At 63.2% G+C, this 19671-nt stretch carries 13 protein-coding genes; 4 read left to right on the forward strand and 9 right to left on the reverse strand.

Going from position 1 to position 19671, the window contains the following annotated elements; all coding sequences use genetic code 11:
• The first annotated feature begins 76 nt into the window (after nucleotides 1-76).
• Nucleotides 77-1411: a glucoamylase family protein gene (locus OLZ32_RS33635; RefSeq protein ID WP_264396397.1), complete on the forward strand. Its 1335-nt coding sequence runs from the start codon at nucleotides 77-79 to the stop codon at nucleotides 1409-1411.
• A gap of 21 nt (nucleotides 1412-1432) precedes the next feature.
• On the opposite strand, the gene OLZ32_RS33640 is transcribed toward OLZ32_RS33635, so the two are convergent.
• The 6 genes from OLZ32_RS33640 to hglS all read right to left on the reverse strand — a co-directional run bounded on the left by OLZ32_RS33640 (nucleotide 1433) and on the right by hglS (nucleotide 9859).
• The gene (locus OLZ32_RS33640) at nucleotides 1433-2470 is read right to left on the reverse strand and encodes an ABC transporter ATP-binding protein (protein WP_264424639.1); all 1038 of its coding nucleotides are present in this window, start codon (nucleotides 2468-2470) and stop codon (nucleotides 1433-1435) included.
• On the reverse strand, nucleotides 2467-4134 hold the full coding sequence (locus OLZ32_RS33645) for an ABC transporter permease (protein WP_264396399.1): 1668 nt from the start codon (nucleotides 4132-4134) through the stop codon (nucleotides 2467-2469). Before OLZ32_RS33645 ends, OLZ32_RS33640 begins: the two co-directional genes overlap by 4 nt.
• Before the next feature lie 149 nt (nucleotides 4135-4283).
• A complete protein-coding gene (locus OLZ32_RS33650) occupies nucleotides 4284-5300 on the reverse strand; it encodes an iron ABC transporter substrate-binding protein (protein ID WP_264424641.1) in 1017 nt (338 codons plus the stop codon).
• Between the two features lie 211 nt (nucleotides 5301-5511).
• Nucleotides 5512-7050, reverse strand: a complete 1539-nt coding sequence (amaB, locus tag OLZ32_RS33655) for an L-piperidine-6-carboxylate dehydrogenase (protein WP_003543713.1) — start codon at nucleotides 7048-7050, stop codon at nucleotides 5512-5514.
• 26 nt (nucleotides 7051-7076) lie between these two features.
• The gene (locus OLZ32_RS33660) at nucleotides 7077-8360 is read right to left on the reverse strand and encodes an NAD(P)/FAD-dependent oxidoreductase (protein ID WP_264424644.1); all 1284 of its coding nucleotides are present in this window, start codon (nucleotides 8358-8360) and stop codon (nucleotides 7077-7079) included.
• Nucleotides 8361-8428: 68 nt separating this feature from the next.
• A complete protein-coding gene (hglS, locus tag OLZ32_RS33665; protein WP_264424646.1) occupies nucleotides 8429-9859 on the reverse strand; it encodes a 2-oxoadipate dioxygenase/decarboxylase HglS in 1431 nt (476 codons plus the stop codon).
• 84 nt (nucleotides 9860-9943) lie between these two features.
• On the opposite strand from hglS, the gene OLZ32_RS33670 reads away from it, so the two are divergent.
• The 3 genes from OLZ32_RS33670 (at nucleotide 9944) to OLZ32_RS33680 (ending at nucleotide 12483) form a co-directional block, all read left to right on the forward strand.
• A complete protein-coding gene (locus tag OLZ32_RS33670) occupies nucleotides 9944-10852 on the forward strand; it encodes a LysR family transcriptional regulator (RefSeq protein WP_017989774.1) in 909 nt (302 codons plus the stop codon).
• 68 nt (nucleotides 10853-10920) lie between these two features.
• A complete protein-coding gene (locus OLZ32_RS33675) occupies nucleotides 10921-11157 on the forward strand; it encodes an Lrp/AsnC ligand binding domain-containing protein (protein WP_003543721.1) in 237 nt (78 codons plus the stop codon).
• Between the two features lie 147 nt (nucleotides 11158-11304).
• On the forward strand, nucleotides 11305-12483 hold the full coding sequence (locus OLZ32_RS33680; protein ID WP_264424649.1) for a glycosyltransferase family 4 protein: 1179 nt from the start codon (nucleotides 11305-11307) through the stop codon (nucleotides 12481-12483).
• Between the two features lie 72 nt (nucleotides 12484-12555).
• Here OLZ32_RS33680 and OLZ32_RS33685 read toward each other — a convergent pair whose 3' ends face one another.
• The 3 genes from OLZ32_RS33685 to OLZ32_RS33695 form a co-directional block, all read right to left on the reverse strand.
• The gene (locus OLZ32_RS33685; protein ID WP_264424651.1) at nucleotides 12556-15867 is read right to left on the reverse strand and encodes an oligosaccharide flippase family protein; all 3312 of its coding nucleotides are present in this window, start codon (nucleotides 15865-15867) and stop codon (nucleotides 12556-12558) included.
• Nucleotides 15868-15955: 88 nt separating this feature from the next.
• A complete protein-coding gene (locus OLZ32_RS33690) occupies nucleotides 15956-17134 on the reverse strand; it encodes a glycosyltransferase family 4 protein (protein WP_264424653.1) in 1179 nt (392 codons plus the stop codon).
• A gap of 44 nt (nucleotides 17135-17178) precedes the next feature.
• Nucleotides 17179-19659 carry a glycoside hydrolase family 2 protein gene (locus OLZ32_RS33695; RefSeq protein ID WP_003543728.1) on the reverse strand — a complete coding sequence of 827 codons (2481 nt, stop codon included), beginning with the start codon at nucleotides 19657-19659 and terminating at the stop codon, nucleotides 17179-17181.
• Between the last annotated feature and the right edge of the window lie 12 nt (nucleotides 19660-19671).

Below are 19671 nucleotides of genomic sequence, written 5' to 3' on the forward strand. Positions count from 1 at the left end.
ATCAAAAAGGTTTGATTTGCCCGGGAACGGCCCCCATGTTGAAGCGTGGGGCGATGCAACAGTTGGGTAGGAGCCTATGCTGCAACGGATTGAAGACATTGATGCAGCGCTCGTCGACAGGCTGCAGCATTCGGCGTTCAAGTACTTCCTGAAATATACCAATCCCGAAAATGGGCTGGTGGCGGATACCTCGATCGGCGGGGTTCCGTGCAGCATCGCAGCCGTCGGCTTTGCGCTTTCCTCCTATCCTGTTGGTGTCGAGCGTTTATGGATCAGCCGCGAGGAGGCAGCCGAACGCACGGTCAATACGCTACGGTTCTTCGCCGAGGCGCGTCAGGGCGAGGAACGCCACGCGACTGGCCACCGCGGCTTCTTCTATCATTTCCTGCACATGGATACCGGCCATCGCGCCTGGAACAGCGAGCTCTCGACCATCGACACGGCGCTGCTCGTCGCCGGCATCCTCACGGCTGCGCAATATTTCAATCGCGAGGACGACGAGACGGAAACCGAAATCCGGGAACTCGCGACCTTCATCTACGAGCGCGTCGACTGGCGCTGGGCGCTGAACAAGGGCGACACTATTGCCATGGGTTGGAAGCCCTCTTCCGGCTTCTTGCGCTGGCGCTATCACGGCTTCGACGAGGCGATCATCCTCTATACGCTGGCGCTCGCTTCGCCGACGCACCCGATCCCGCAACCGAGCTACGACGCCTTTACGTCAAGCTATTCCTGGATGCTGCACGGCGAGCAGTCCTATCTCTATGCCGGGCCGCTGTTCATCCACCTGTTCTCGCATGCCTGGATCGATTTCCGCGCCATTCAGGACAAGCCGATGGCGGAGCGGAACTGGGACTATTTCCGCAACACGCAGGTGATGATCAACGTCCAGCGTGACTATGCCGAGCGCAATCCCGGCCAGTTCGTCGGCTATAACAGGAATATCTGGGGATTCACCGCCTGTGATGGTCCGCCGCCGACACGGCGCATGCGCGGCGGCCGCCAGCCGAAGGTTCTGGGCTACGCCGCCCGCGGCGCACCGCTCGGCCCCGATGACGGCACGATCGCACCCTGGGCAGCCCTTGCCTGCCTGCCCTACGACAAGCAGGCGGCTCTCGACGGCACCAAGGCGCTTCTGACCACCTATCCGAACCTGCTGTTGGAAGGCGGCTTTCCTGGCGGCTTCAACCCGACGGTCAAGACCAAGCGGCCGGAAGGCTGGGTCGACGACCGCACCGTCGGCATCGATCAGGGCCTTGTCGTCATGACCATCGAGAACGACCGTTCGGATTTCATCTGGAAACTGATGCGGCAATCGCCGGTCATCCGCCTCGGGCTCGAGCGCGCCGGCTTTACCGGTGGCTGGCTCGAAGGCATCGAGCCGGAAGAACTGGTACGCAAGGTCGGCTAGGTCTAGCGCTGTCGCGCGGTATCAGTTCTCGAAGACATGCGCCTTGCCGGCGATATCGAGGCGAACGAGATCGCCTCGCGCCGGAAGCGCGACGCTTGAGGTCTTGATCAGGATCGGCGGCAACGCCACGCCGTCGAGCGAGACGGCGACAGTGCAGACCGCGCCGCCGAACTCCACCTCGACGACACGCCCGCCATATTTGCGATCGCTTTCATCGGCAACGACGCGGATCTGCTCGGGCCGCAGCATGATCTCCGCCTTGCCCTGACGACTGCCTTCGACGGCGACATGGCCGAGGGCGCAGTCTGCAAGGCCGTTTCGAATGATCGCGGGAAGCAGCACGGCATCGCCAAGGAACAGCGCCGTCTCGCGATCGCGCGGATGCAGATACAATGATTGCGGTGACCCGGCCTGGATCAGCCGTCCTTCCCTGAGCACCGCCACCTGATCGGCAAAGGTCAATGCCTCTTCCTGATCATGGGTGACGAGGATGGTGGTGATGCCGGCTGCCTGCAGCACGCGCGCAACCGCCTTGCGCATATTTTCACGCAGGCCGGTATCGAGTGCCGAGAAAGGTTCGTCGAGCAGCATCAGCCGCGGCTTGCGGCCGAGCGCACGGGCGAGCGCCACACGCTGCTGCTGGCCGCCGGAAAGCTGATGCGGACGCCGCGCCAGCATGCCGCGGTCGAGTTCGACCATATCGAGCAACTCGAGCACGCGCTTCTCGCGATCCGCAGCCCCTCGTTCGAAGCCGAAGCCGATATTCTCGGCAACGCTCAAGTGCGGGAACAGCGCGCCGTCCTGCGAGACGATGCCGATGCCGCGTTTATGCGCCGGTACTGTCGCCGGACCGTCGGCAAGCACCTCGCCATCCAGCGTCACCCTGCCGACATCCGGTTGCTCGAAGCCGGCAATGATGCGCAGCAGCGTCGTCTTGCCTGAACCGGACGGGCCGACGACGGCCGTGCGGCTGCCCGCCGCGACATCGAGCGAAATATCCTTCAACGCCTGGACGGGGCCATAACGCTTGCTGATGTTCTCGATCGTAAGCAGCGTCATTGGCCGGCGGTCCGTTTCGATTGGGTATAGAGCATCAGGGTGAGCGGCAGCGACAGCACGACCATCATGAAGGCATAGGGGGCGGCCGAGACATAGTCGATCTCGCTGGTCAGCGACCAGAATTTCGTCGCCAGCGTATCGACGCCGTTGGGCGACAGCATCAGTGTCGCCGTGAGTTCATTGGTGATGCCGAGTGCAGCCAGCGCGACGCTGGCGGCCGCTCCCGGTGCTGCAAGCCGCATGGTGATCTGCCGCACCGCCTGACCCGGGGTGCGGCCGAGACCCATCGCGGCGCGCTCCAGCTCCACCGGCGCCTGGGCGATACTGGCGCGCAGCCCGACCATGGCGCGCGGCAGGAAAAGCATCACATAAGCGACGAGCAGCGTTGCGAAGGTCTGATAGAGCGGCAGCACAAGACGCACGGTGATCGTCACCAGCGCCAGCGCCACGACGACGCCCGGCAGCGAGCCGACATAATAATGGCAGGCTTCGAGCACCCGCTGGAAGCGGCCCGGCGCACGCACGGAAAGCCAGGCCATCGGTGCTGCGGCAATCGTCGCCAGCACGCCGCCGACAACGGCAAGCACGATCGTCTGCAGGAAGGCGCTGCCGACTTCGATGCGCCAGATACCGGTGCCGCCGAGATAGAGCCAGCGGCCAAGCGTCACCAGCGGCACGCCGAGCGTCAGCGCCGCCAGGATGACGGGCAGCAACACGGCCGGCACCGTGAACCAGCCCAGCCGGCGGCGGTCCGCCGGACGTGGCGAGCCGGAGCCGACACGGGCATAACGTTCATTGCCGCGCACCAGCACCTCGAAGCCGAGCAGAAAAAGACAGCAGGCGACAAGCACGCCGCCGAGCATGTTGGAGGCAGGGCTGTTGTAGGAGGACTGGAACTGATCGACGATCGCCGTCGCAAACGTGTCGAACCGGATCATGACGAACAGGCCGTATTCCGAAAGCAGATGCAGCGCAATCAGCAGCGAGCCGCCGCAGATGGCAAGCCTCAGTTGCGGCAGCACGGCGCGGAAGAAGACCCGCCAGGGATTAAGACCCAGCGAGGCCGCGGCATCCTCGATGGCCGGATCGAGACGGCGCAGCGCTGCGACGACCGGCAGGTAGAGGAACGGATAATAGGCGATGACCGAGACGAAGACGCCGCTCTGCAGGCCGCGCATGCCGGGAACGAGGCTGACCCAGGCATAGCTGTGCACGAAGGCAGGCACGGCGAGCGGGGCGATTGCAAGCCAGGCCCAGAGCCGCGCGAAAGGAATGTCCGTTCGCTCCGTCAGCCAGGCAAGCGTCACCGCAAGCGCGATCGACAGCGGAATGGTGATCGATTCCAGGAGAACCGTGTTGACGAGAAGTTCGCCGACACGCGGCCGGAAGACCAGGGCCTTCACCGTTTCCCAGCCGACATCGTAGGTGACCCAGCCAATGAAGCCGAGCGGCACGAGACTGAAGATCGCGACGACGGTTGCAAGCAGGATCACGGAAGCGTGCGGCATGCGTCCGCGCGGCAAAGCCATTCGCGCGGCCCTCGGCGCGACCGGCGCCTGGTTGCCGGATGCGAGTAATCTGTTGTCCTGCAGCAAGGCCGATGCCTTCACACGCTGAAAAAGGAAGGCAACCGCCCTTGAAAGACGGTTGCCGCATATCGTCATGCCCTAAGGTTTTCTTGAGCCAAAAGCAATAGTTTTGGCCGGCGGAAGCCTGCGGCAGAAAAGTCAAAGCATGTCGCGCAAAACTGTGCCGCGGTTTTGCGACGACGACATGTGGAAGACCAAAGATCTAAAGTGTGGCGCGCCGCGCTTTAGATCAGGCCGGCGGCCGTCATCAGTTCGACGACCTTCTTGCTGTCGAGGGTCGAAGCTTCGACCTTCGGCGCGTTGAGGTCGGCAAGCGGTGTGAGCTTGTCGTTGGAGGGCGCATCCTTGCCGATGGCATATTCATAGGAATCGCCGTCCTTGAGGACCGCTTGGCCAGCCTTGCTGGTGAGGAACGTCAGGAAAGCCTGTGCTTCCTTCATGTGCTGCGTCGACTTCAGGATGCCGCCGCCCGAAACGCTGACGAAAGCGCCCGGATCCTGGTTCTTGAAGTAGTGCAGGCCGACATTCTTGCTGTTCTCGCCTGTTTTGGCCTGATCGCCGAACCAATAATAGTGATAGATGATCGCGCCTTCGACTTCGCCTGAATTGACCGCCTTCATGGCGACGCTGTTGCCCTTGTAGGGCGTAGCGTTTTCCTTGAGAGCCTTCAGCCAGTCGGCCGTCGACTGTTCGCCCTTGAGCTGCAGCAGGGCGGCGACGATGGCCTGGAAGTCGGCACCGGCAGGTGCCGCACCCCAGCGGCCCTTCCAGGCGGGATCTGCGAGGTCGAGCATCGACTTCGGCAGCTTGTCTTCGGTAAGTTTGGTCTTGTCATAGGCGAAAACGGTGGTGCGGGCGGCAATGCCGGTCCACATGCCGTCAGCCGGGCGATACTGATCCGGAACCTGGTCCAGCGTTTCCTTTTCGATGGGGGCGAAGAGACCCGCGCCATCGACCAGTGTCATTGCCGGCGAATTCTCCGTCAGGAAGATATCCGCGGGAGAGGCGTCGCCCTCCTGAATGATCTGGTTGGCGAATTGCATGTCGCTACCCTGGCGCATGGTGACCTTGATGCCGGTCTCCTTGGTGAAAGCAGCGATCCATTCGCGGCCCAGACTTTCGTGTTGGGCATTGTAAACAACGAGACCTTCGTCCTGCGCATTAGCGCTGCCTGCGAGCGCGGTGGCGGAGAGAAGCGAAGCGGCAAGCGCGAGGGAAAAACGGTTAAGAGCAATGTTCATGATGGCCTCCGTGGCGATGTCACCCGAGCTCTCCAAGGGCGATGACAGGCGTATATTTTTCCTGACTGCCGATTTCAAGTTTGTCTTGGCCGGAAAAGCCATCACAATATCTTGACTCAATATTTCATATTACAGGGGAATAAATGTCGATTGAGCAAAAAAGGCGACGCTTCCCGAGCGCCGCCTCTCTTTTGCAGCCTTTGCAGCCGGCTTATTCGACGTCGAACTTGACGCCCTGCGCCAGCGGCAGCGTCCTGCCGTAATTGATCGTGTTGGTGGAGCGGCGCATATAGGCCTTCCAGGCGTCCGAGCCGGATTCGCGGCCGCCGCCGGTCTCCTTCTCGCCGCCGAAAGCGCCACCGATCTCGGCGCCCGAAGGCCCGAGATTGACGTTGGCGATGCCGCAATCCGAACCGCGAGCGGAGACGAAGGTTTCGGCCTCGCGCATGTCGTTGGTGAAGATCGAAGACGACAGCCCCTGCGGCACGGCATTGTGCAGCGCCAGCACCTCGTCGAAATCGCTGTACTTCATCACATAGAGGATCGGCGCGAAGGTCTCGTGCTCGACCGGGCCGGTCTGATCGGGCATTTCGACAAGCGCCGGGCGAACGTAAAAGGCCTCAGCCGAGCCGTTGTCGACGCGTTCGCCGCCGGTCACCGTGCCGCCGGCCGATTTCGCCTCGCCAAGCGCCGCCTGCATGTTCTTAAAAGCCTGGCCGTCGATCAACGGTCCTACAAGCGTACCGGTTTCGAGCGGATTGCCGATGGTGACGGAGCCGTAGGCCTTCTGCAGGCGCGGCACCAGCTGGTCGTAGACGCTGTCATGCACGAAGAGACGGCGCAGCGTCGTGCAGCGCTGGCCGGCCGTGCCCATGGCGGAGAAGGCAACGCCGCGCAGCGTCAGGTCGAGATCGGCCGACGGGCAGACGATCGCCGCATTGTTGCCGCCGAGTTCGAGAATGGCGCGGGCAAAACGCTGCGACAGGCGCGGACCGACGGCGCGGCCCATCGCCGTCGAGCCCGTTGCGGAAACCAGTGGGATCTTCGGATGGTCGACCAGCACTTCGCCGACCTCCCGGCCGCCGATGATCAGCGTCGACAGATTGGCCGGTGCGCTACCGCCCTCGGCGACAAAACGCTTCAGCGCTTTTTCGAACAGCGCCTGCACGGCAAGCGCCGTCAACGGCGTCTTTTCCGAAGGCTTCCAGACGGTGGAATTGCCGCAGACCATCGCAAGTGCTGCATTCCACGACCAGACGGCAACAGGGAAGTTGAAGGCGGAGATGATGCCGATCACGCCGAGCGGATGCCAGCTTTCCATCATCCGGTGTTCGGAGCGCTCGGTGGCGATCGTCAGGCCGTAAAGCTGACGGGAAAGGCCGACCGCGAAATCGCAGATGTCGATCATCTCCTGCACTTCGCCCAGACCTTCCGAAGTGATCTTGCCGACCTCGATCGAAACGAGACGGCCGAGCGCCGCCTTGGAGGCGCGCAGTTCCTCGCCCAGCAGGCGGACCAGTTCGCCGCGCTTCGGCGCCGGCACGGCACGCCATTCGAGGAAGGCCTGGTGCGCCGCTTCGATCGCCGCCTTCGTCTCGGAAACGGAATGTTCCCTGAGTTTGCCGATTTCCTTGCCGGTGACCGGCGAGGTGACGGAAAGCGTGCCGCCGTGATAGCGGCCGGCATCGACGCCGAGTTCGGCAAGCAGTTTGGCGGTTTCGGTGGCGAGATCGAGGACGGCGATGGTCATTGTCGTGTTTCCAATCTTATTCTTCTTTAGAAGCGGGCATCGGCGAAATGGGCGACCTGAGCGCCGGCTTCGTACCATATTTCCTTGAGTGCACGGAAGCTTGGCTCGGTGGGCGAAGTCAGCGGCAGCGGCAGATCGGCTTCCGGAAGCCGGCCGAGGATATGCTCCGCCAGCGTACGGCCGAAGACCGTACCGGGGGCAATGCCGCGGCCATTGTAGCCCGAAAAGCCGACGACACCAGGTGCGAATTTGTGGAATCGCGGCAGCGCATTGTCGGTCATGCCGATCTGGCCATACCATTCGCATTCGAATTCGACGTCGCCGATAACAGGGAAGAGCCGCTTCAATGCGCGTTTGGCCCAGCCCTTGTGAACGGCAAGCCCGGTATTGCGCAGCGCCCCGACACTGCCGAAAACGAGACGGCCGGCCTGATCCATGCGGAAGGAGGAGAGGATTTCCTTGGTATCCCACGCACCTTCCCGCCCCGGCAGGATCGACTGGCGCAGATTGTGGCCGAGCGGCACAGTGGCGAAATTGAAATAGGGCAGATGCACCTGTTCGCTACGAACCTGCTCCCACGGGCCGGTACTGTAGGCATCCGTCGCGACGATGATCCACTCCGCGCTGACCTCGCCGCTTGCCGTCTTCACGGTCCAGCCGCTGCCGTTACGCTCCGTTGAAACGACCGGGCTGGATGTGTGAATGGCGACGCCGGCCTTGACGGCGGCATGGGCAAGGCCGCGCGCATAGGCAAGCGGCTGCAGGGTGCCGGCGCGTTTGTCGAGCAGAGAACCGGTATAGGCATCGCTGCCGATACGTTTGGCCGTTTCCGCTGCATCGAGCAGCGTCACGGCGGCGCCGCGGGCGGACCATTGCGCCGCCCTATTCTCGATCTCCTTCAGCCCGTCCGCGCCGACCGCGCAATGCAGCGTGCCGTTCCGTGCGAGTTCGCAGGCAATCTGATGCTTGTCGATCAGCTCCATGACGAGCTTCGGCGCATTGCCGAGCAGATCGAGCAGTCGTTCGCCATGCACCGGGCCGAGCACGCCGGGCAGATCGTTCGGCATCACCCACATGCCGGCATTGATCAGCCCGACATTGCGCCCAGCCCCGCCGAAGCCGATCTCTTTGGCCTCCAGCAACACCACCTTCGACCCGGCTTCGGCAAGATGCAAGGCGGAAGAGAGGCCGGTGTAACCGCCGCCGACGATGACGACATCGGCCGGTACTGCGCCGTCGAGAGGCGAGGTCGTCGGCGCTTCGGGCGCGGTCTTTTCCCAAAGGCCGTGGGAGCGCGGATCATTCAGCATGGCTCAGTCCGATCAGAGCGAAATCGCGGATACTCTAATACATAAAAGAAAGTGTTGAAGCGGCCATTTCACGCAACGGTCTTCAACGGCAAGTCCGCAAGGCCGAGCGCTTCCAGTGCCGAATCCAGCGATGCCGCCTGGCGTTCGGCGTAGAGCGCCAGCTCGTCCTGGACTGTGGCGCCGAGTGCTGCCTCGAAGGCGTCACGGTTCGAGCGGGTCGCGTAGTTCTGCTGCTGGTCGGTACCGAGGTTCGACTGGAAGATGCCGGCCGCGCTGACGGGCAGGAAATCTTCGTAGACGATCGGGGTGAAGGCAAGGTAACCCCCGGCGATCAGTGCCTCCGGATCGCCGGGCAGCGTGCTGCCGACCGCAGCGGCAATGCCCGCAGGCGTCGCGGAATAGCGGAAGAAGGCCAGATCCGCCCTGCGCAGCTCGTCCCAGCTGTCCGGCAGTGCCTTGAAACGCGCGGCGAGTTCTTGATCGTAGGCGCCGGCCTTGGCGCCGCCGGCGCCGACCTGCACCTCGCCGCGAACCGAGGCGAGCAGTTGATCATAGAGCGCCCGGCCCTTCGCCGTCAGCGCCACGCCGCGCTGTTCGATCTCGCCGAAGCGGGCGGTATGCGTCCCTTGTATCGCGCCGTCGTCACCGGAAAAGGCGATCGTTTCCTCCAGCGCCTTGAAACTCGTCTGCCGCAGCAGGATATCGCAACGGCGGCGCGGCGGTCCTTCGATGACCGCCTTCGGCGTGATGCCGCGTTCCGGCATGCGGGCCTGGACCGCGTCGATATCGAGCGTGCGCGGCGTCAGATGGTTGATGTGCGGCCCCTTGAAGCTGACGACGTCGGCGATCAGCCGATGCGCATCGTGCAGCCGCTTGTAGGTTTCGGCACTGACGGTCGCTTCGCCATGCCAGCGGAAGGTTTCCAGCGCCTCGGCGACGAATTCCGTCGCCTCCACCTCTGTCAGGCCGCCCTTCTGCTCGTGGCGCTCGATCAGTGCGACGGCGCGCGGCGTATAGATCCGCCGTTTCGCCAGAATGGCTTCGGCCTCGCCGCGCAGCCCTTCGTCCTCGATCAGTTCCAGTCGCAGCAGCGAGGTGAAGACGCGGAATGGATTGACGTTGAGCGCTGCCTCGTCGATCGGCCGGAAGCTGGTGGAATGAACCGGCACGCCGGCGACCGAAAGATCGTAATAGCCGACCGGCTGCATACCCATGACCGCAAATAGCCGGCGGATGGTGAAGAGTTCGTCTGCCGTACCGAGCCGGATAGCGCCGTGACGCTCGACATCGATGCGCTCCAGCTCGCCGGCGCCGGCCAGGCGATCGCGCAGATCGGGATCATTCTCGAGGCAGCCGGCATTCACATCCGCCACCAGTTCGATCAGCGTGCCGTATTGCGGCACCTCCGCCCGGTACATCTGCGACATCGCCTCGGTGAACAATGATCGGATGCGGTCTGGGGAAACGAAGGCTTGAGGCATTGGGAAACTCCGGCTCATTCCGTTTTTGCAGGATGAACCTCTTTACACGCGCGACAAAGACGCAAATATCGCTATTTCGGAAATAGCCCATTCTGAAACGGAATGACCATGCTGACGTCCAGACGTTTTCTGCCATCGATTTCGCATCTCGCCGCCTTCGAGGCGGTTGCCCGCACCGGCAGCGTGACGGCAGCGGCGCGCGAACTCGATCTGACGCAGAGCGCCGTCAGCCGCCAGGTGAGCGCGTTGGAGGAGCAGCTTGGCGTCGAGCTCTTCCTGCGCGAACGCCAGACCATGCGGCTGACGCTTGCCGGCGACGGATATGCCCGCGAGATTCGCGAGGCGCTGCGGCGCATATCGAGCGCCTCGCTGAACCTGCGCGCCAATCCGCATGGCGGCACGCTTAATCTCGCCATCCTGCCGACCTTCGGCACGCGCTGGCTGGCGCCGCGCCTGGGACGCTTTCTCGCCGCCAATCCCGGCGTGACCATCAATCTGGTGACCCGGCTTTCGCCCTTCGATTTCCGCCTCGATTCGATCGATGCCGCGATCCATTTCGGCCACCCGCACTGGCCGGGCGCCGAACTCGCGCTTCTGATGTCGGAGCGCACGGTGCCGGCCTGCAGTCCGGATTTTCTGAAGCAATATGCGATCTCAGGACCGGAGGATCTGCTCGCCGTTCCACTGCTGCATCTGACGACACGTCCCGACGCCTGGGAGCAATGGTTCGCCGGCAACGGCGTTTCTTTCGAAAACGTGCACGGCATGCTCTTCGACCAGTTCGCCACGGCCGCGCAGGCAGCAATCGCCGGCCTTGGCGTCGCCCTGCTGCCGACATTCCTGATGCAGGAGGAAATCAAGCGCGGCGATCTCGTCGCCGCTGTTGATCGTGAAATGGAGAGCCGCGAGCGCTATTATCTCGCCTTTCCGCCCGAGCGCGCCGACTATGCGCCGCTGGCCGCCTTTCGTGACTGGATCGTCGCGGAAGCGGCCGCCAACCCGGCTGTGTGACGAACGGCTTGCATCGGCATGGCGCTTTCGACCATTATGCCTACCAAACAACTTTGCAGGAAATCTCCATGAAGCCGATCTTCGTCCAGCTCCAATGCGCACCCGGTAAGACCTATGATGTCGCCGACGCGATCTACCAGACCGAACTGGTCTCGGAGCTCTATTCGACCAGCGGCGACTACGATCTGCTGCTGAAGGTCTATATCGAGGAAGGCCAGGATATCGGCAAATTCATCAACGACAACATCGCCAATATTCCCGGCATCGTCCGCTCGCTGACGACGCTGACCTTCAAGGCATTCTGAATTCCCGTCAGACACGGTTAACCTTTTTCGCGAAGATTGGCCCTCGCAGGACGTCGCCTAAACCCCGCTTTAACGCCGGGCATATCTGGTCGTTATTATCACAGGCCCGCATCAGCACGGGCGGGTACGTCCAGCGATAGGTGGAAAATGTCGATCGTCGAGGCAGATAGGGCGCGCGCGAAGCCGCAGTTGGAAACGGCCCCGCTGATCGTCCATGTCGTGCGCCAGTTCCTGCCCAATCGCGGCGGTTTGGAAGACGTCGTCGCCAATCTCGCCCGCCAGACCGTGCGCCGTGGTTACCGCGTGCGCGTCGTCACGCTGGATTCGCTCTTCACTGCGCCTGAGGACAAGCTGCCGCTTCGCGAAGATATCGACGGCATCGAAGTGGTGCGCATTCCCTGGTTCGGCACCAGCCGCTATCCGCTGGCGCCTGAGGTTTTCCGCCATCTTGCCGATGCCGATCTCGTGCATGTCCATGCCATCGACTTCTTCTTCGACGCGCTCGCCTGGGGCCGGCTGCTGCACGGCAAGCCGATGATCGTCACCACTCATGGCGGCTTCTTCCACACGCAGAAATACGCGACGATCAAGAAGATCTGGTTCCGGACGCTGACCCGCGCTTCGGCGATGGCCTACCGCCGCGTCGTCTGCTGCAGCGCCTCCGACCTCAAGCAGTTTTCCGAGATCGCGCCCGACAGCCTGCTGATCGAAAACGGCGCCGATATCGGCAAGTTCGCCGACACCGCTTCGCGCCGGGCAAGGCGCCGCATCGTCACGATCGGCCGGTTTTCGGTGAACAAGCGGCTGGACCACCTGCTCGATGCGATGGCCATGCTGAAGGCCCGCGATCCGGAATGGCATCTCGACATTGTCGGCGCCGAATCAGACCTCAACCGGGCGGATGTCGAAGGCGCGATCGAAAGCCGTCATCTTTCCGGCCGCGTCACCCTGCATGTGTCGCCCGAGAACGACACCATCCGGCGCATCATCGCAGAAGCCTCGATTTTCGCCTCCGCCTCGGAATATGAAGGTTTCGGCCTCGTGGCACTGGAGGCGATGAGCGCCGGCCTCCTGCCGGTGCTGAATGCCAACAATGCCTTTGCGACGCTTGCAGCCCGGCATCCCGTTCTCATGCTTGCCGATTTCACCAATCCTGAGAGCGCCGCCACGGCGATCGAAGCGGCCCATCAAGCTCTTTCGCGCCAGCCGGACGCCGTTCGCGCCGAGCTTCTCGACGCCGCCCGCGGTTATTCCTGGGATATTGTCGCCGGACGTTACATCGATCTCTACAGATCGCTTGATGTCAGCGCCGCAGAAAGCATGTGACCCTGTCTTCCTGCCGCATAAGCGCTACAGCGTTGCGCCTGTGAAAAGACGCGTGAGCTGTAAAATCCCCAGTCACGCTCTCGCCAGACGGATGATCTCGTCGAGCACGAATTTGCGCGATTGCGGCGGCGTCAGATTGTGGTCGGCATCCGGCAGCATCAGCAGCCGTACGTTCGGATAGCGCGAAAGCCTGGCGCCGCGCGGCCCGAAGTGGAAATAGACATGGTCGAGCCCGACATCGCCCTCGCTGTAGATCAGCGTCAGCGGCACCTTGCGTTTGCCGAACAACGCGAAGGAGTGCCGGACCTCGCGGGCGATATGGCGCCGGTCGGGGAGCAGCTCGAGCAGCGGCGCGATCCACGGCGACAGCCGGCGGCCGGCGGCGATGACGATGTTCTGCAGCGCCGCAACGACATCCACCTGGCCGCGCAGCAGCCGCTTCAGCGTGTCGAGCCGCGCCAGGCGCTGGCTGTAATCATCGAGGCTGCGGGGAACGGAGACGACATGCTCCCGGCGCACCGGCATGTCAGGATCCCAGTAATAGACGAAGGGATTGATCGACACGACTGCCTTCAGCCGTTCGTCGGCGACGCCGGCGCGGAAGGCGACATAGCCACCGCTGCATCGGCCGGCGACCATGACGGGGCCGGCGACGACGCTTTCGAGCAGATCCAGCGCGGCGACTGCATCCGCGGTCTGCGTATCCGAATAAAGCACCTGTTCCGGCGCATCCGGCCGCGGCGGGCTGTCGCCGACATTGGCGGAATCGAAACGCAGCGAAACGACGCCTTGGCGGGCGAGCTCGCGCGCCATATCAACCGTCGTCCGCCCCCAGCCGGCATGCCGGTCATAGGCCGTCGACAGGAAGAGCACGGCATTGCCCTTGATCTCGCCAAGCGGCCGGCTGACGACCCCGACCAGATGATTGTGGCTTCCGAAACGCACCGGCGTTTCGGCAAAATCATCGCCGGCAAGCGGCGGGTTGTCGATCGCGGCCGATGAATGGGCGGCGGATGTCGCCGTCGTCGTTGCCTCCAGCCACGTCGTCAGCAGCGCGACGACAGCCATCGGCGTCTTGGCAAACAGCGGATTGGTGGCGAGTTCGTCATAGCCTTCGAAAGCCTTCTGCTCGACATCGGCGCCAAACGCCTTCAGCGCATCGGCAAAGCCGGTATCATCGGCTTTGGCAGGACGTTCGAGGATCAGGTAGCGGGAGGTTGCGAGCCCCTGCGGCGAGGCGATGTTGAGCTTTCCGAGCTCGGCAGCGATCTCTTCGGGCATGACGAGCCCGGCAATCTGCACCTTGGCGGTCTGGACATGCTCCTTGCCGAGGCCGAGATCGGCATCGATGATCTTGGACCACATGTTGAGTTCGCGCAGATAGGCCCTGCCGCTCAGCACCGGCGCCAGCATGACGAGGCTGTCGACGCCTTCGATCGAGGAACCGACGCGATGGGCAAGCGTCGCGCCGAGGCCCTGTGCGATCAGGATGATGCGGTCGCAGCCGCTCAGCGACTTCAGCTTGTCGGCGGCCGCACGGATCGAATCTTCCCAGGTTTCCAGCCTCGCCGGCAGTGCGCCGAAATCGAGCGCATCGCCGGTGCCGCGATAGTCGAAGCGCAGGCTCGGCACGCCGATATCCGAGAAGTGCTCGGCCGCGACGCGGAAGAATTTACGGCTGCACATCTCCTCGAAACCCCAGGGGCTGACGAAAAGCACGGCGGCCGAACGTTTCTTCACGAGCGGATTCTCAGGCATGAACAGCCCGATCGTGCCGTCGAAGACCACAGGCAGGGCGGCGCTGCGTCCCGCGCCCTCGGCCGGTTCGAGCGAGAATTCACCGGGCGCGACCTTCGCACGATCGGGATCGCCGGGAAGCCGCGGCGCGATGAAATTGATCGCGTGGCCGACCGGTCGCCGCAGCAGGGAAGGCATCTTCTGGAGAATGGAGCGCATGACTTCGACATCCTCGCCCGGCACGGCGCGCAGCACCCGGAGTGCTGCAAAATAGGCGAATGCGCCGGCGATGATCGCGCCGACCAATCCGGCCGGACCCTGGACGAATTCCAGCACGGACGTCGCTCCGCAAGCACACAGCACGGAGGCGAGCGTCACCTTCGTCAGGCTTGCGTAGAGACCCGAAAGCTGGGATCCGAATCCTGTCTGTCTGATCATCATCACCGACATCGCAACGAATACGAGGATGCGCACGAGTGCGGCACCCTCGGCAGCAAGCCTAGGTACGATCAGTAAACAACCCGCTACCATCAGTAGGCCACCTATCACACTGATGTTCAGGCGGGAGCGGGCCCTGTCCATCGACAGCAGATAGAGGCTGAGGATCTGCATGAAGGTATAGGCGGGCGCGACTAGCGCAAGCAGCGCCACCACCGTCCCGCTGCGGCGGAACGCTTCGCCGAACACGACGAGCACCAGTTCGCTGGAGATCGCGGCAAGCCCGAGGCTCATCGGCAGCACGATATAGGCCATGCTGCGGGTGACGGCGGTAAAGACCTCGACCGGCAATGTCGAATCGTCGCTGCTGTGCCGCCGCTCGGAATAATAGGGCAGCAGGCTGCCGGTCATCTGGATCGGCAGTTGCAGCGCGATATTGGCAATCGACAGGCCGACGGCATAATAGCCGACCATCTCCACCGACCAGAACTGCTGCAGGAAGAGCAGTTCGAGCCGGTTGAGGAAAATGGAATCGATGATGAACTGAATCGACAGGATGACGGAAGAGGAAGCGAGATATTTCAGCGAGACCCCGCACCAGTCGCGCCGCGCCAGAAGGATCGGCAGCGTGGCGAAAAACAGCACGAGCTGGCCGAGCGCATAACCGACGAGAACGCCCTCGACGCCGTAGAAAACGGCGCCGACGGCAACGCCGGCAAGCTGCACGATCGAGACGGCGACCGTCAGCTTAAAGAAGGCGCCCAGCTTCTTTTCGCCGATCAGGTAGAATTTGACGAAGGAACCGATCGCCTGGATGAAGAACAGCACGCCCGTGACCAGAGCGACGGATGGCGCCGTGTCGGCCCAGTGCATCTTTTCTGAGGTGAGGAAGAACAGCGCGTAGAGCGCCAGCAGCACGACGGTCGAGAACATCATGAAGCTGACGAGGATGGCGGCAAAACCCCGCCGGCGGCGGGCGTCGAAGCCTTCCGCCGAAAGTTGCGGCAACGTCTTCAGCAGCGTGATGCTGGAGCCGAGCTCGGCGATCGAGGCGCCGGTCACCACCAGCCAGAGCGAGAAGGCGACGATGCCGTTGGCTTCCGGCCCGAGCAGCCGCGCGGTTATGATCGATGACACAAAGCCCGTCAGAAGCAGCAGCATGCCTGCCGCCGCGTTCATCACCGAGTTTGCGATAATACCCTTCGACATCTGTCCATCCGTCAGGATCGGCCTACCGCCGCATACCCGCCATCTCTAATGCGAAAATGTTAAAATAAAGCGGAGTGACGACCTCAGCTTAGCTCGCCTGCATCGCCGCCAGCGTCTGAAGCGCCTTCTCGTAGCTGTTTTCTGCGAGGTAACGCAGCAGGAACTCCCGTGCCTTCTCGGCCTTCTCTCGTGCGCGCTCGGGTGTGCGGAAGATATCTTGCAGGTGCGCGGCCGCCGCCTCGGGTGAGGGATCGGCCCAGACCGCGCCTTCGAGCCCGGCAAATTCGGGATGCGTATCGACCACCGGAATGAGGGGAGGGGTAACCAGCCAGCTATTGTCGGGATCGCAGAAATCCGCCGTGCCCGACCAGGCCGTGGAAATGACGGGCGTACGCTGCATGATCGCCTCGGCCACCGTCAGCCCGAAACCCTCGGAACGATGCAGCGAAAGATAGGCGTCTGAACAGCGGATGAGGCCGTTGATATCGGAGTCCGACATCCTGTCGGTGACGATCCTGATCCGGGTATTGCCCTTAACCGAGGCGACCAATTCGCGCAGGCCCTCATCCTTGTTGATATCGCCGCTGGCCTTCATCAAAAGGAAGGCGCTGGGGCATTCGCCGGCAAATATCCTGAAGGCCTCGATGACGGCCTGCGGATTCTTCCGGTTGATCGAGGAGCCGGCGCTGAAGATGAAGCTGACGAGAAAGGCGTCTTCCTCGATGCCGAATCTCTGACGCATGCCTTCCGTCGCCGGCTTCTCGGTGACGGGATGCGGAACGACGATGACCGGTGCCGCAGTGAGGGGCGCAATCGCCCGCCTGGTGAATTCCGACGGCACGAAGACGGCATTCATGTAATGCATGGCATTGCGCCACTCGGCCGGCACGACTTCGAGCTCCCAGGCGAAATAGCCGATGTTGAAGGCGCGGGTGAAATTGGCAACGCCCTTCTTCAGGATGGCGCGCGGCAGCATCGGCGGATTGAGGTGCCAGATCCGGCTCCCCGCCGGTTCGGTGGAGAGATGCGACGGCATCCATCCGGCGAAGGAATTCTCGTCAGGATGCGTGCTGACGTCGGAGAGCGAAATCGCCCGCCCAGCTTCCGTCAATGCGCCGGCGCAGAGCCTTGCCGATTCGCCAACGCCGACCGCCATCGAGAGATAGCCGACGATTTCCACCGGCCGGCGCGGATTGAAGGCAAGACGCGACCGCGGGATCAGCCACTGCAGAACATGGGCGCGCAGAAAGCGGTATATCGTTCTCAAATCACGGTCTTTCCCAATGGATCGGCATCATCCTCGCAGGAGCGTCAGCCCTCGATTGCGACGCGATGCGAACTGCCTAGACTTCTGATCTCGCCCGCAGGCGGAATATCGCTTTCCACGCCGGACAGCGCGTGGAGCTTCACGCGCCGCATCGCGCCGGGGGCAAGGTGGAACCAGTCGTCGTCGGCCCGATAGCCTTCGACGTCGATATGCACCGATTGCGCCAGCCGGTCGGCCCTGAGGTCAACGAACCACTCGTTGCCGTCTCTGGTGAATGATGCTTCGATCCCTGCATCATGCAGCGCCTTCCCCCGTCCGCAGGGGAAGTGGAAGCTCTCGGCGAGAATGGCGCCGTCCGCCAGCGAGCGCAGGCGCGCCACAGCTGCATCATGCGCCGGCGGCCCGAAACGAAAGGCATAGGTCGTATCGAAGAAGGCGCCGAACAGCGCGGTGCAGGCAAGGCGCTCCGTGTCTCTTGCCGCCAGCTTGAAGGCCCTGCTGCCGCTGACGACCTGCTGTTTTCCGCCGCGCAGGCAGACGACCTCGAGCTCGACATCGAGCGCTGCATCCGTCTCGTTGACAACATGCACGTCGAGACCGTTCGTTCCCTCGTCGGTGAAGACCACTTGCACCGCCCGGAATGCACGGCGCATCGCATACCAGACCGGCTTCGGCTCTCCGGTGGAGTCGATCACTCCCCAGCCAGGGCCGGGCAGCAGATCCTGCAGCGTCCAGACGAGCGCGCCATTGCAGGCGGAGCCCTTGCGCCGCCATTCGGCAAAAGTATCCTCGATCACCTCGCCGGTAACGGCGCGGGAGAAATCGAGATAGCGTTCCGGATCTTCGCGGCGCAGCTCAGCCGGATCGAAACCGTAGAGAAGCTGCAGGTAGAAGTCGCGAACATCCTCGAAATCCCACGATGCGCTGCGGTCGCGGGGCACGCGGGCCTTCCACAGCGGGCTGTGGACGGCGGGCACATCGAGATGACGCTGCAGCGTCCTTTGCTGGGGCACATGCGCGAAGGCGAGGCTTTCCGAGGCAAAACGCACATCGGCGCGGCGCGCATCGGCAATCGGCCGCATGTAGGCGCCGACGCCGTAATAATGCGCAATGCCGGCATTGGGCGAAAAGGGCATCGCTCCGCCATATGGCGAGTTCGGGACATAGGGCACGTCGGGGCGCATGCGCGCGACGACCGCCGGAATGATTTCATCGGTGACCGGCCCGCTCCAGAATTCCGCCGGCAGGCCGAGCATTGCCGCCTGCTGATGGACTTCGCTGCCGCCGCAAAGCACGGCCAGCGAAGGCGACGCCTGCACGCCGTGCAGGAATTCCTCGACCTCCGCATGCACGTGGCCGAGAAAAGCCTTGTCGTTGCGCGGATAATCGAAATTGGCAAACATGAAGTCCTGCCAGACGAGCAGACCGAGTTCGTCGCAGAGCGCGAAGAAATCAGGCGTTTCATAGGCCATGGTGCCGCCGATGCGGATCATGTTCATGCCGGCTGCAGCGGCAAGCCGCAGGAACGGCTCATAATCCGCGCGCCCGCCCGGCAATCGCGCGATATCGGCCGTCGTCCACACGGCGCCGCGGCAGAAGATGCGTTCGCCGTTGACGAGGAGCGCGAAGTCGTCGCCATCGGCACCACGGTCGACGTCGATACGTCGGAAGCCGGTCCTGCCGAGCGGATATTCCACGCCGTCGGAAACCAGTGTCAGCGCGTAGAGACGCGGAGCGCCATGCGTATGCGGCCACCAGGCCTCGATGTCGGAAAGCTTGAGGATAGCCGAGTAATGACTGTCGCCGACCTTCTCGAAGGGCTGCTCCATCCCGCCGCAGCGCAGCAGCATTGCCGGATCCTCGGCATTGCTATGCAGGGACACGCTGAGGCGGCCGACACCACTCTCCTCCAATACGGCGCGGATGGAGACATTGTCGATCGAGACGGGATGACGCCGCACCATCGAAATCGGCCGCCACGGCCCGACGGCATGGATATCGGGGCACCAGCCCGGCATATGGCCGAGCAGCGTCGTGCGGAAATTCTTCAAGCCCGCCGGCGTGATCATCTGCGGCCGCCAGCGCGCGCGCGGGCCCGGCTCCGACAGGCGGGGGCCGAGCGCCCGGAAGCACAGGGCCAGTTCGTCGCCGCCCGAAAGCGTCACCGGAATCTCGTGCGCCGTGAACATGCTCTCGGAAAACAGGATTTCCTGGCCGTTCAGGAAGACATGGCAAAGCGTTGCCAGTCCTTCGAAACGCAGGATCGCGTCGCCGGGCTCGGCATCGAAAAGCCGGCAGAGATACCAGGCATCCCGGATGTTCAGCGGCTCGGGATTTTCCCGATCGAAGAGCCCGGCTTTTTCGAGCGCGGCGGCGACGGTACCGGGAACGGGTGCTGGAATGAACTGTGCGGAGAGCGGGATGTCGTGCGGCACGGCGCAGGCGCCCGGCTCCGTCAGGATCAGGTTCCAGCCTTCGGAAAGTAGACTTTCCTCGGCACCGATGCTCGCCAAACGCCCCCGCATGGTCAGATCTCC

Origin of the sequence: Rhizobium acaciae (assembly GCF_025941625.1) — a bacterium.
GTDB classification, from domain to species: domain Bacteria; phylum Pseudomonadota; class Alphaproteobacteria; order Rhizobiales; family Rhizobiaceae; genus Rhizobium; species Rhizobium acaciae.

Excerpts from the sequence above, each read along its gene's own strand:
- OLZ32_RS33635 (WP_264396397.1), top strand. The coding sequence starts at position 77 with ATGCTGCAACGGATTGAAGACATTGATGCAGCGCTCGTCGACAGGCTG.
- OLZ32_RS33640 (WP_264424639.1), bottom strand. The coding sequence starts at position 2,470 with ATGACGCTGCTTACGATCGAGAACATCAGCAAGCGTTATGGCCCCGTC.
- OLZ32_RS33645 (WP_264396399.1), bottom strand. The coding sequence starts at position 4,134 with ATGACGATATGCGGCAACCGTCTTTCAAGGGCGGTTGCCTTCCTTTTT.
- OLZ32_RS33650 (WP_264424641.1), bottom strand. The coding sequence starts at position 5,300 with ATGAACATTGCTCTTAACCGTTTTTCCCTCGCGCTTGCCGCTTCGCTT.
- amaB (WP_003543713.1), bottom strand. The coding sequence starts at position 7,050 with ATGACCATCGCCGTCCTCGATCTCGCCACCGAAACCGCCAAACTGCTT.
- OLZ32_RS33660 (WP_264424644.1), bottom strand. The coding sequence starts at position 8,360 with ATGCTGAATGATCCGCGCTCCCACGGCCTTTGGGAAAAGACCGCGCCC.
- hglS (WP_264424646.1), bottom strand. The coding sequence starts at position 9,859 with ATGAGCCGGAGTTTCCCAATGCCTCAAGCCTTCGTTTCCCCAGACCGC.
- OLZ32_RS33670 (WP_017989774.1), top strand. The coding sequence starts at position 9,944 with ATGACCATGCTGACGTCCAGACGTTTTCTGCCATCGATTTCGCATCTC.
- OLZ32_RS33675 (WP_003543721.1), top strand. The coding sequence starts at position 10,921 with ATGAAGCCGATCTTCGTCCAGCTCCAATGCGCACCCGGTAAGACCTAT.
- OLZ32_RS33680 (WP_264424649.1), top strand. The coding sequence starts at position 11,305 with ATGTCGATCGTCGAGGCAGATAGGGCGCGCGCGAAGCCGCAGTTGGAA.
- OLZ32_RS33685 (WP_264424651.1), bottom strand. The coding sequence starts at position 15,867 with ATGTCGAAGGGTATTATCGCAAACTCGGTGATGAACGCGGCGGCAGGC.
- OLZ32_RS33695 (WP_003543728.1), bottom strand. The coding sequence starts at position 19,659 with ATGCGGGGGCGTTTGGCGAGCATCGGTGCCGAGGAAAGTCTACTTTCC.